This is a genomic window from Actinomycetota bacterium (assembly GCA_035759705.1).
Lineage (GTDB): Bacteria > Actinomycetota > CADDZG01 > JAHWKV01 > JAHWKV01 > JAJCYE01.
Map to the genome: position 1 here is coordinate 1 of DASTUJ010000133.1, position 7,830 is coordinate 7,830.

9 protein-coding genes are annotated in these 7,830 nt (G+C 63.4%); 5 read left to right on the forward strand and 4 right to left on the reverse strand.

From position 1 onward, the window contains the following. Together VFV09_09245 and VFV09_09250 are read left to right on the forward strand one after the other, a co-directional pair. The coding region (locus VFV09_09245; protein HEU4867900.1) for a MoaD/ThiS family protein at positions 1 to 139 on the forward strand (139 nt) is incomplete at its 5' end. 311 nt (positions 140 to 450) lie between these two features. Further along, on the forward strand, positions 451 to 651 hold the full coding sequence (locus tag VFV09_09250) for a hypothetical protein (GenBank protein HEU4867901.1): 201 nt from the start codon (positions 451 to 453) through the stop codon (positions 649 to 651). Between the two features lie 56 nt (positions 652 to 707). Here VFV09_09250 and VFV09_09255 read toward each other — a convergent pair whose 3' ends face one another. Then, positions 708 to 1,112, reverse strand: a complete 405-nt coding sequence (locus VFV09_09255; protein HEU4867902.1) for a thioredoxin family protein — start codon at positions 1,110 to 1,112, stop codon at positions 708 to 710. Further along, a complete protein-coding gene (locus tag VFV09_09260; protein HEU4867903.1) occupies positions 1,112 to 1,555 on the reverse strand; it encodes a DUF4395 family protein in 444 nt (147 codons plus the stop codon). Before VFV09_09260 ends, VFV09_09255 begins: the two co-directional genes overlap by 1 nt. Positions 1,556 to 1,779: 224 nt before the next feature. Here VFV09_09260 and groL point away from each other — a divergent pair, with 224 nt between their 5' ends. Further along, positions 1,780 to 3,429 carry a chaperonin GroEL gene (gene groL, locus VFV09_09265; GenBank protein ID HEU4867904.1) on the forward strand — a complete coding sequence of 550 codons (1,650 nt, stop codon included), beginning with the start codon at positions 1,780 to 1,782 and terminating at the stop codon, positions 3,427 to 3,429. 53 nt (positions 3,430 to 3,482) lie between these two features. On the opposite strand, the gene VFV09_09270 is transcribed toward groL, so the two are convergent. Both VFV09_09270 and VFV09_09275 read right to left on the reverse strand, forming a co-directional pair. Then, positions 3,483 to 4,061 carry a DUF1990 domain-containing protein gene (locus VFV09_09270; protein ID HEU4867905.1) on the reverse strand — a complete coding sequence of 193 codons (579 nt, stop codon included), beginning with the start codon at positions 4,059 to 4,061 and terminating at the stop codon, positions 3,483 to 3,485. A 3-nt stretch (positions 4,062 to 4,064) separates the two neighbouring features. Next, a complete protein-coding gene (locus VFV09_09275) occupies positions 4,065 to 5,183 on the reverse strand; it encodes a polyprenyl synthetase family protein (protein HEU4867906.1) in 1,119 nt (372 codons plus the stop codon). Positions 5,184 to 5,288: 105 nt separating this feature from the next. Between VFV09_09275 and coxB the strand changes: the two genes are divergently transcribed. Both coxB and ctaD read left to right on the forward strand, forming a co-directional pair. Continuing rightward, positions 5,289 to 6,281, forward strand: a complete 993-nt coding sequence (coxB, locus tag VFV09_09280) for a cytochrome c oxidase subunit II (protein HEU4867907.1) — start codon at positions 5,289 to 5,291, stop codon at positions 6,279 to 6,281. Positions 6,282 to 6,297: 16 nt separating this feature from the next. Next, positions 6,298 to 7,830, forward strand: a 1,533-nt coding sequence (gene ctaD / locus VFV09_09285) for a cytochrome c oxidase subunit I (protein HEU4867908.1), incomplete at its 3' end; no start/stop codon positions are given.

The following is a 7,830-nucleotide window of genomic DNA, read 5'->3' on the forward strand; positions in this document are numbered from 1 at the left end:
CCTGGACGACAACGGAGAGATCCGCCGCTTCGTGAACATCTACGTCGGCGAGGAGGACGTGCGCTTCCTTGACGGCCTGGACACCAAGCTCGAGGGCGGCAACCTGGTCTCGATCCTGCCGGCGGTAGCGGGGGGCTGAGCGGTTCCAGAATCATGGCAGTCGACCCGGAGCGCCGGTTCGGCCGCCTTTTCCTCCAGCAGCCGGTGCAAGGCCCTTCGAAAGCCGCCGCCTGGTGCCCGGGTTCAAAGTCGAAAAAGACTCTGCGCGGCGGCACCCGAGTTGCTGACCATTTCGGTTGTTTTCGTTGCTCGTCGGGATGTTCACACCCAAGTGGTGGCGTTTAACAGAAACGCTAGGCTGACGGCATGGCTTCGAAAGATCGCTTAACCGACAAATCCGCTCGACGTTCTAAGCCGGTTCCCGCAAACGCGTCCGGGTCGATGGCACGAATGAAGGATGAGCTGGCTGCGGCGAGGGATGAGCTGGCGCGGATTAAGAAGGACCTGGACAGCATGAGCGAGATGGGTGAGATGGAGGCCCTCAGGCTTCAGATGGCGATGGACAGGCTGTCGAAGATGATGTCCACCCTCAGCAACCTGCTGAAAAGGATGTCCGACACTGCTTCGGACATCACAAGCAACATCGAGTAACTCCGGAGCGTGCGAGGTCGATCCTCAACCGGATTCGGTGGAACCCGCGGTTAGGCCTAACGCGCCAGCGCCAGCGCCTCGGTGATGTCGTCCGCGGACGGGCTCGTGTCCATCCAGCCGGTGGTCACCTTGCCCCTTTTGTCGACCACGAGGATGGTCGGCGTGGTCCGGATCGAGTACTTGGACGTGAGGTCCGGCCGGTCCCTGGCGTCGATGACCGCCAGCGGCGCATCGTGTGCCGCCGAGGCCGCCTGCAGGAGCGGGTAGGCCACCTGGCACTCGTAGCAGAACGGGCTCGTGAACTCCACGAGCATCGGGCCCTTGTGCGACAGGTCAACGTCTTTGCGGTCGAACCTGGCCGGCAGCTCGGCGCTCCGGAAGTAGCGGCGCAGGGCGAAGCTGGTGAAGGTCGCGGCTCCGCCGACGCTGAGCAGGATGAACAGCCGGATAGCCAGCTCCATCAGGCGGTCGCCCCTTTGCCGGAGAACCGCTTGAGCAGCAGGTACATCTGGCAGCCGACACAGATTCCTGCGGCTGCGTTCAGCAGCGCCAGCGCTACCACCATCAGGGTCAAGACCTGGGCGGCGAGTTCCGCCCCGGCGAAGTAGAGGGCGGCCGCCGCGAGCAGGCAAATGGCTCCAAGAGCCTCGGCGAAACGGTGCGGCGCGACTGCCTCCTTCTTACCGGGGCCGATCCCCAGCGTGGGGCGAACCGCATTGAACAGCTGCCCGAACAGGCTCAACTTGGGACCGCCGAGGACGCTGGCCGCCATGATCAGGCCGGTTACCAAAAGGATGTACTGGGCTGCCGGGGGGCCTGCGAGAAAGGCGATCGCGGGCAGCAGGAAGTGAAAAGCCGCCTTGGCGCGGGGTACTGCGGAGTCGACCTGTGCCGGGCGTTCCAAGGGATCCTCCTGGCGTCCTTTAAGACATTAGAAATCTTCAAAACAATAATAAGGGCCAAATAGGACTAAATCAATGGCGGTTATGTGTTCACCCTCTCGCGCACCCCGTCTCCAAAACCATTTGTCATAAACGGATTAGCACTCTAGACTCATGAGTGCTAACGCTTTAGTAGTAGGACTGCCAGCCTAATAGAGGGCGGGTTAGCCCTCAGAGGAGGTTTTGTATGGCAAAGCAGCTCGCATTTGGTGAAGAAGCAAAACGCGCGATGGAGCGAGGCATGGAGCAGCTCGCCAGCGCAGTCCGGGTAACCCTCGGCCCCAAGGGCCGCAACGTGGTCCTGGAGAAGAAGTGGGGCGCACCGACCATCACCAACGACGGTGTGTCGATCGCCAAGGAGATCGAGCTCGAGGACCCGTTCGAAAGAATCGGCGCCGAGCTGGTCAAGGAAGTAGCGAAGAAGACCGACGACGTAGCCGGTGACGGCACCACGACCGCAACGGTCCTGGCACACGCCATCACCAAGGAAGGCCTGCGCGTAGTCGCAGCCGGCGCCAACCCGATCGCCCTCAAGAGGGGCATCGAGACCGGTGTCGACGCAGTCGTCGAGTTCATCGGCAACATGGCCAAAGAGGTTGAGGGCAAGGACGAGATCGCCCACGTCGGAGCCATCTCCGCCAACAACGACCGTGAGATCGGCGAGATCATCGCCGAGGCAATGGACAAGGTCGGCAAGGACGGAGTCATCACCGTTGAGGAGTCCCAGACCTTCGGCCTCGAGCTGGAGCTGGTAGAGGGAATGCGGTTCGACAAGGGCTACATCTCCCCGTACTTCGTAACCGACCCCGAGCGCATGGAAGCCGTGCTCGAGGACCCCTACATCCTGATCTCGGGTCAGAAGATCTCGGCCGTCAAGGACATCCTTCCGATCCTCGAGAAGGTCATGCAGTCCGGCAAGCCGCTCCTGATCATCACCGAGGACGTTGAGGGCGAAGCCCTGGCGACCCTGGTGGTCAACAAGATCCGCGGCACCTTCCGCAGCGTCTCCGTCAAGGCCCCCGGCTTCGGCGACCGCCGCAAGGCAATGATCAGCGACATCGCAATCCTCACCGGCGGCCAGGTCATCACCGAAGAGGTGGGCCTGAAGCTGGAGAACGCAACCCTCGACCAGCTGGGCACCGCCCGCAAGGTCGTTGTGACCAAGGACGAGACCACCATCGTCGAGGGTCAGGGTTCGGCCGAGGAGATCCGCGGCCGGGTCAACCAGATCCGTGCGGAGATCGACAAGTCCGACTCCGACTACGACAAGGAGAAGCTGCAGGAGCGCCTGGCCAAGCTGGCCGGCGGTGTTGCAGTCATCAAGGTCGGCGCAGCCACCGAGGTTGAGCTGAAGGAGAAGAAGCACCGCATCGAGGACGCCGTCCAGGCCACCAAGGCCGCAGTTGAGGAAGGCATTGTCCCCGGCGGAGGCACCACTCTGGTACTCGCAGCCACTGCGCTGGAGAAGCTGGAGCAGGACCTGGTCGGCGATGAGCTGGCCGGCGTGCAGATCGTGCGCCGCTCGCTCAGCGCACCGCTTCGCCAGATCGCAACCAACGCAGGCATGGAGGGAGGCGTGGTGGTCGAAAAGATCCTCACCCTCAAGAAGAACTTCGGCCTGAACGCAGCCACCGGCGAGTACGAGGACCTGATGAAAGCCGGAATCGTTGACCCCGCAAAGGTCACCCGTTCCGCACTTCAGAACGCAGCCTCGATCGCGGCTTTGTTCCTGACCACCGAGTCCGTGGTGGTCGACAAGCCCGAGAAGAACGGCGGCATGGGCATGGGAATGCCCGGCGGCATGGGCGACGGCGGCGGCGGAGGCATGGACTTCTAAGCAGCCCCCACAGCAGTTCAAGTGCCCCCGGGAGACCGGGGGCACTTTTGCATCTAGACGCCGGTGGCTTGGAGCATCCCCTGCAGATACTTCCGGGTCGTCCTTTTCTGGACCAGGCGGGACACCGGCTTTCCCAATCGGGCCAGCGGGTGGCGCGGCCGGGAGAAGACCTCGATCACAAAGTTCACGTTGCCCCGGTCGTCCTGCTCCACCAGGAAGGCCTCCTCTCCGGCGACGGGGTGGTGGGGGAGTGTGCCGTAGGCGAAGCCGTAGCGGTTGGGCTCATCGACCACGTAGACGATCCGGGCGGCCGCGGTGACGAAACCGCCCACCATGCGCTGCAGGAGCACCACACACTCGTCCTGGGCCACTACAGGGCTGTCTGGGGTCAGGTGCATGCCGGCGCCGCGCTGGGGCGCCCACCGATTCAGCGCCGCCACCGCCAGGCCGAAGGTTCCAGGATCGGAGCCCAGCGGCTGCGAGTAGCGCTCGTGCGTGTAGCCCGGGGGTGGGGAGGTCCGTGTGGCTCCGACTGCGGAGTAGGTGAGCGACCGGTTGCACTGGGAGGCCAGCAGGTCTTGGAGATGCTCGGGCGACGGCCGGCGTAACCAGAACGGGCCGCCGAAAGCCACTGTTTAAGCCTCGCGCCCCAACCGGCGGGCCCGGTCGACGATCGACTCGGCGAGCTTCACCATCGGTGCACAGGCCGCCGGCGCCAGACCGTGGCTTTCCGGGTCCTTGATTGCCGCTTTAGCCTCGGCGACCAGAGCGTTGATCGACCGGATCATCGATTTGACCGCCCCCGACTCGTAGACCGTCTTTCGCAGAATCTCCAGGTCCTCGTCGGAGCATGCCGGGTCGCCCCAAACCGAGAGGATGTTTTCTTTGGTTGCGGGGGAAGCCAGCGACAGCGCCCGGGCCATGAGAGACGTGGGCTTGCCCTGCCGCAGGTCGTTGTCGGCGCTCTTGCCCGTAACCTGCGGGTCCCCGAACATCCCCAGCAGGTCATCGGTTAGCTGGAACGCCTCACCGAGAGGCCGGGCGAAGGCCTCAAGAGCCCGTTTGCTGTTCTCGGGTGCCCCGGCCAGCGTGGCTCCGACCAGCAGGGGGCCCTCCACCGAGTAGCTGCCGGTCTTGAGCCGGGCGATCCGGGCAGTGAGGTTGGGGTCGGTGACCCCTCGCCCGCTGTGGTTGAGGTCCAGGTACTGCCCCGCGATGGCGTCCAGCCGCATCCTGGTCACCGGCACGGCGGCGTCGTTCAGCAGCTCGGGGCTGAAGCCGGACTGCGCCAGCAGGTAGTCGGAGATGACCAGAGCCAGGTCGCCGGCCAGGATTGCCACCGAAATGCCGTACCGCTCGGAGTCCCCGGGCAACCCGGAGGCTCTGTGTTCATCGGCGACCCGTCGGTGAATCGTCGGCTCACCCCGTCGCATGGACGACCCATCCATCACGTCGTCGTGGAGGATGGCGAAGGTGTGGAGCAGCTCGAGGCTCGACGCCGCCAGGATTATCCGCTCGTCGAGCGGCCCGCCCTCGCCCCCGCAGGCGGCGTAACCGCAGCAGCAGAGCAGCGGCCGGATGCGTCCCCCCTGGCGAACCGTGGCCCGGGTGACCTCCTCGACAATGCGTTGACTGGAGCTCGCTACGAAGCCGTTTCGTACCTCGTCCAGGCGCGTTTGCAGCGTGAGATCGATCTGAGACCGGACCGATTCCAGGCTGTGCTTCTGCCCAGCCGAAGACTTTTTAGTGCTCACGGGGCGTTTCCAAGGGGATCGATCCACTGTATCTGCTAGCATCCAGTTCCGATGGATCGACGTCTGCGCATTCGCGCTCGAAGCAAACTTAATTACATCGTTCGCTTGGTAGCTCTCGCCTCCACGCTGCTTTTGAGCGCGTGCATCTCGGCCGACTCCCCGATGAACTACCTGCACCCGGAAGGCCCGCGGGCCATTCAGGCGGACCGTCTGTGGGACGTGACCTTCGCCATTGCAGCCGTGGTGTTCGTTCTGGTCGAGGGTGGACTGATCTTCATCCTCTTCAAGTACCGCGAGGGCCGCAAAGGCGGAAACGTCGACCCCAAGCAGCTGCACGGCCACACCAAGCTGGAGCTTCTCTGGACCGCAATCCCCGCCGTGATCCTCACCGGCATCGCCTTCATGACCGTGCCCGTGATCTTCGACCAGGCCAGGACGCCCGAGGACGCGCTGGAGGTTGAGGTCATCGGCCACCAGTGGTGGTGGGAGTACAAGTACGACAACGGTGTGGTCACCGCCAACGAACTGCACATCCCCGTCGACCAGCCGGTTCGCCTGACCCTGAAGTCCGGCGACGTGATCCACAGCTACTGGATCCCCAAGCTGGCCGGTAAGCAGGACGTGGTCCCCGGACGGGTGAACCACATGGTCATCGAGGCCACCGAGCCGGGTACGTACCTCGGCCAGTGCGCCGAGTACTGCGGACTTTCGCACGCCAACATGAGGGCCAGGGCGATTGCCCACGAGCAGGCCGACTTCGACGCATGGGTGCAAGAGCAACTGGCCGACTCCGCCAACGAGGGTTCCGCCGCCGAAGGCAAAGAGCTGTTCCTCACGGGCAAGTTCGCCGGGGACCAGGCCTGCGTCTCGTGCCACGCCGTCAAGGGAACCGAGGCGGCCGGAATCATCGGACCGAACCTGACCCACCTTGCCAGCCGGGACCGTTTCGCCGGCGAGATGTTCGAGCTGAACGAAGAGAATTTGAAACTGTGGCTGAAGGATCCTCCGGAGCGCAAGCCCGGGTCCCTCATGCCGGACCTCGGTCTCACGGACGACCAGATCGATGATCTGACCGCCTATCTGTTGAGCCTGGAATGATGATGGGAGAGCACCTATGGCTACCGTAACCACCCCGACCCCATGGTTTCTCCGCCGGCCCAAGGCCAGCCACGGCATCTGGAGTTGGGTCACGACGGTCGACCACAAGAAGATCGGCATCCTCTACGGCTACACCGCCTTCGCCTTTTTCATCCTGGGCGGGTTGGAGGCTCTCGTTATCCGAGCGCAGCTGGCGACCCCTGAAGGTCAGGTAGTAAGCGCCGACCTCTACAACCAGCTGTTCAGCACCCACGGCATCACAATGATCTTCCTGGTCGTCATGCCGATGGGGGCCGCGTTCTTCAACTACTTCATTCCGCTGATGATCGGCGCCAGAGATGTGGCATTCCCCAGACTCAACTCGCTGTCGTACTGGGTCTTCCTGTTCGGCGGCCTGTTCCTCTACTCGAGTTTCTTGTTCGGTGGAGCCCCCGACGGCGGATGGTTCGGCTACGCTCCGCTGACCACCGGGGATGGCTTCCTCCCGGGAGACAACCGCCTCGACTTCTACGCCCTGGGCGTGCAGATCCTCGGTGTCTCCTCGATTGTCGCGTCGGCTAACTTCATCACCACCATCCTGAACATGCGGGCGCCCGGCATGAAGCTCATGAAGATGCCGGTTTTCATGTGGATGGCGCTGGTGGTCAACTTCCTTCTTCTGTTCGCCATGCCGGTCATCGCGGTAGCGCTGTTCTTCATGACCTTCGACCGGACCTTCGGCGCCTCGTTCTTCACCCCGGCCGCCGGAGGCGACCCGATTCTGTGGCAGCACCTGTTCTGGCTTTTCGGCCACCCGGAGGTGTACATCCTGATCCTGCCGGCCATGGGCATCGTCTCGGAGATCCTGCCGGTGTTCTCCCGCAAGCCGCTGTTCGGCTACAGCTTCGTGGTTTTCTCCGGAGCGGCCATCGGGTTCATGGGCTGGGGAGTGTGGGCGCACCATATGTTCACCGTAGGCCTCGGGCCGGCCGCCAACTCGGCCTTCGCAGTGTCGACTATGTTCATCGCAGTGCCTACCGGTGTGAAGATCTTCAACTGGATGGGCACAATGGCCGGAGGATCGCTGCGGTTCAAGACACCGATGTTGTTCTCAATCGGCTTCATCGCGATGTTCATAATCGGCGGCCTGTCGGGAGTCACCCACTCGATCGTGCCCCACGACGCCCAGCAGCAGGACACCTACTACATCGTGGCCCACTTCCACTACGTGCTGTTCGGTGGAGCGATCATCGGCCTGTTCGGCGGCCTGTACTACTGGTTCCCCAAGATCTACGGCAAGATGATGGACGAGCGCCTGGGCAAGATCCACTTCTGGATGATGATGATCGGCTTCAACATGACCTTCGGCCCGTTCCACATCCTGGGCCTGAAGGGTATGCCCCGCCGGTACTACACCTACCAGGAGGGCCTGGGCTGGGAGATGTGGAACATGCTCTCCACCGTCGGCGCCTTCCTGATCGCCGCCTCCACGCTTGTCTTCATGCACAACTGGGTGAAGAGCAAGCGCAAGGGTGAGATCGCCGGGCCCGATCCGTGGGACGCCCGTACG

Coding starts and splice junctions, on each gene's coding strand:
- VFV09_09250 (HEU4867901.1), top strand. CDS start 451: ATGAAGGATGAGCTGGCTGCGGCGAGGGATGAGCTGGCGCGGATTAAG.
- VFV09_09255 (HEU4867902.1), bottom strand. CDS start 1,112: ATGGAGCTGGCTATCCGGCTGTTCATCCTGCTCAGCGTCGGCGGAGCC.
- groL (HEU4867904.1), top strand. CDS start 1,780: ATGGCAAAGCAGCTCGCATTTGGTGAAGAAGCAAAACGCGCGATGGAG.